The sequence below is a fragment of the Sporomusa sp. genome, from assembly GCF_057736855.1.
This window is the reverse complement of record NZ_JBYKYF010000133.1, coordinates 1-3,356: the sequence shown is the minus strand read 5'-3', so window position 1 is coordinate 3,356 and position 3,356 is coordinate 1. Positions and strand designations below refer to the sequence as shown.

3 protein-coding genes are annotated in these 3,356 nt (G+C 42.6%); 2 read left to right on the top strand and 1 reads right to left on the bottom strand.

Translation table 11 applies throughout. The features are described 5' to 3' along the window. Both AC29Z1_RS10000 and rlmH read left to right on the top strand, forming a co-directional pair. Positions 1-442, top strand: a 442-nt coding sequence (locus AC29Z1_RS10000) for a S1C family serine protease (protein WP_488271318.1), incomplete at its 5' end; no start/stop codon positions are given. Between the two features lies 1 nt (position 443). Then, positions 444-923 carry a 23S rRNA (pseudouridine(1915)-N(3))-methyltransferase RlmH gene (gene rlmH / locus AC29Z1_RS09995; RefSeq protein WP_488271317.1) on the top strand — a complete coding sequence of 160 codons (480 nt, stop codon included), beginning with the start codon at positions 444-446 and terminating at the stop codon, positions 921-923. 467 nt (positions 924-1,390) lie between these two features. Here the strand turns inward: rlmH and AC29Z1_RS09990 are convergent, their stop codons facing one another. Continuing rightward, positions 1,391-2,869 (bottom strand): right-handed parallel beta-helix repeat-containing protein, encoded by a 1,479-nt coding sequence (locus tag AC29Z1_RS09990; RefSeq protein WP_488271316.1) that lies wholly within the window; start codon positions 2,867-2,869, stop codon positions 1,391-1,393. Positions 2,870-3,356: the final 487 nt, after the last annotated feature.

Sequence of the window (3,356 nt, the reverse complement as noted above, 5' to 3'; positions counted from 1 at the left end):
CCTTGTTAATGCTGACGGTGTAGTCATTGGTATTAATAGCGCTAAAATTGCCCTCTCTGGTGTGGAAGGCATTGGGTTTGCTATTCCTATTAATAGCGCTCGGCCCATCCTCCAGTCTTTAATTGACAAAGGACGGGTAATCAGAGCTTACTTGGGAGTAGGCGTATTAGACCAAACTTCTGCTGCCAGATATGGGTATGATCTCAAACTGGAGAAAGGCGTGTATATTGCTAGAGTATCTCTAAACGGTCCAGCGCATAAAGCCGGCATCCGCGAGGGCGATATCATTCTTAAAGTAGCCGGAGCTGAAACCAATAGTGTTGCTGAATTACGAGCTATTCTTGACACTCACCAAGTAGGCAGTAGTGTCGAAGTTGTTATTCTGCGAAATGGCAAGAAACAAACCATAAATGTTTACTTAGAAGAAATGCCAGGACAATAAGATGAAGATTACTATTATTGCAGTAGGTAAAATTAAAGAGAAATATCTAACTGCCGGTATCCAGGAATTTGTTAAGCGTCTCACCGCTTACTGCAAACTCGACATTGTTGAACTAGCCGAGGAACGTATGCCTGACAATCCTTCACCGGCTGAAAAAGCACAAGCGCTCACCCGGGAGGGTGAGCGAATTTTAAAAGCTGTTCGCCAGGGAAGTTATCTCATTGTTCTAGATGTGGCCGGACAAGCCATCTCGTCAGAGCAATTAGCAGCTAAGTTTGATAATTTGGCACTAAATGGTCAAAGTGATATTACCTTTGTTATCGGCGGAGCTTTTGGCCTATCGGCAGAAGTAGTGAAAGCTGCCAAAGAACGTTTGTCTTTTTCCAAAATGACATTTACGCATCAGATGATCCGCCTGCTGTTGGTGGAGCAAGTGTACCGGGCGTTTAAAATTAGCCGGGGAGAACCGTATCACTGGTAATGGCGAAAATGGCCTCAACCTTTGCAAATGCAGGGAAGGGGTCTTGCCTTTTTGCAAGTTGGGATAAAAAATGTGAGTAAAATTATAACCTCAATCTCTGTTGATGGCGATTGGGGTTTTTTGCTTAATTCGTATTATACTAATTATCGGTTTCTTACCAGTTTCTAATTTAATTAAAGTTCATCAAAATTGCTGCCATCAACATATGAACCACTATTAGCTGATACTGCGGTAATGATTCGTTCCTCAGAAATCATCGCAATTTCTATCTTATAACCGTAGAAGCTGTCGGTTGAAGACTTGTATCCAACACGAGCATCGTTATCTATTAAAGAGCGACTGGAAGATAGGGATTTTTGCAAGCATATCCTTCACTTTTTAATATATTATCAATGTATTGAAAAAAAGGTCATTTTGATTAAAAATTGCAAAATAGTTTTCGCACAGTCTGACGTCTCCAAAGTGTCTTAACTTAGTGACAGCCAATAACAGCTCGCAAATGGCAACTGTGGATCCGGCTCGATTCTTACCGTGTTATAACCTACAATATTGCTGGCTGGTACTGTCGCGCTTGCCCAATTCGTTGCGGTAATATCCGGTTTGGCAATATTGTTGCCGAAGCTGAAGAGATCTGTAGTACCGGCAATAACTGTTGGTAATTGCGCAGTTGGTTCATGATCAATTCCAATAAGGCCTTTGCCGGCATCGTTTTGCACGTTATTACCAACAACCTCGATAAATCTGAAAATATTTAACGCGTAATTAGTGCCGGGATATAGCAGGATTGGCACATTGCCCTCACTGATCGTAGTATTATCGTTAATATATAGTTCAAAATCCGAGCCGACAAATTCTTCAATGGCTAGTAAGTGCCGCAAGGTGAAAGAAGAAGCCAATTGCGTATTGCTGCATATGTGTAGTTTACCCTGAAGTGTGCCAGATGGCGAAGGCGCTGCGATATTGGTAATTCGCACAAACATGCATCTTGCGTTTCCCGATCCAGGTTCAAAAGTGTTCTTGTATATAATGCTATTACCAGAAGTCGACTGTATTAATATGCATACATAGCTATTGTCGCTTGTGCCGTTCTGGGCATAGGTGAATTTACAGTTGGTTATCTGAAACTCAGCAACTCTAAGGCTAATACCCAATTCGCTTACCCCTATCTCACAACTGTCTACATAAATATTCTTAGCAGCCAAATTATTAAATGCAATTACCGTATCAGTCTGACCAGCGGAACGATTGACATCTTGAACGATTGTCATATTTCTAAATATAACATCAGTGGCTGTGACATTGAACATATAATAAGTTGGAGCAAGTTGTTGCGTAGTTATTATCGTAGTAACTCCCATCCCTTGTCCCTCTATTGTCAAGGACTTAGTTACATTGATTGTGGATGTTAGCGAGTAGGTTGAGTCCATAAGCAACAGCCTATCACCATTGCGTGTATTTGGTGAATTGATAGCCTCCTGGATCGTTGCAAAATCACAGCTTGGCTGGCATGAAGTACCTACTGTCCAAGTAGTACCAGTTGGTGGCGGGATTGGTCTCGCTATAACTGTCGGGTCAGGCTGAGAAGTTTTGAAATATAGTTGCCCATTAACCACATCCACGTATAGATCACCGATTTGGCCTAACTCGCAGGGCGGCGATTCTACACCTGAAAGAACCCTTGCTCCCGCTGGTCCCGCTGGGCCTTGTGGTCCCGGAATTCCTCTCGGACCCGGAAATCCTCTAGGTCCACGTGGTCCCGGAGGTCCAGGCGGTCCTGGAGGTCCGGGCGGTCCCGGAGGTCCGGGCGGAACTAGAAGACATACTTCACCTGGATAATACGGATGTTTTTCTCGATCCTTCTTCGTACCGTCCGAATTTTCTTGTGCTGATTTTTCTGAAATATCTTTAATATATATCCTGTCGTGATCTTCGTAATCTTTCGACATAAAAATCCTCCATGCACATTCATAATTAATAATCTAAGCTTTCCTTTAATACCGCTTAGCTAACCGTAAACTGTTTTCTTTATCATATTCAGAATAGAAATAAGATGTGAAGGCATTTGGGTTAAAGGGGCGGTTCTAGCTTGCTGGTTTATAAGAAGCGATGGGACGCTTATTTTGCTGCTTTTGAAAAAAAATGAACGCCGCTACCAATGAAACGGAGAATCGTATCATTGGTAACTGTGGAAGATGGCGTTAACTCTTCCGTGATGCGAGGTTGAGGTTTTTTAGGGTTCATCCGTGGGGTAGATGCCCTCATTGTCCTACAATTTTATAAAGTAAATGTTACACCTAGTAGTGAGTGGACTTACCCTGCCAAAGGCATGAAAGTAAATAAATTTGATGATAAGCCACAAAGGCATTTCTTCAAGAAAAGAAGGGGCTGTCGCGTTAAGACAGCCCCCAAATAGAAAAAACTGCAACCAGTTAC

Bases quoted from the DNA above. Each gene is read 5' to 3' on its own strand.
- rlmH (WP_488271317.1), top strand. From the start codon at position 444: ATGAAGATTACTATTATTGCAGTAGGTAAAATTAAAGAGAAATATCTA.
- AC29Z1_RS09990 (WP_488271316.1), bottom strand. From the start codon at position 2,869: ATGTCGAAAGATTACGAAGATCACGACAGGATATATATTAAAGATATT.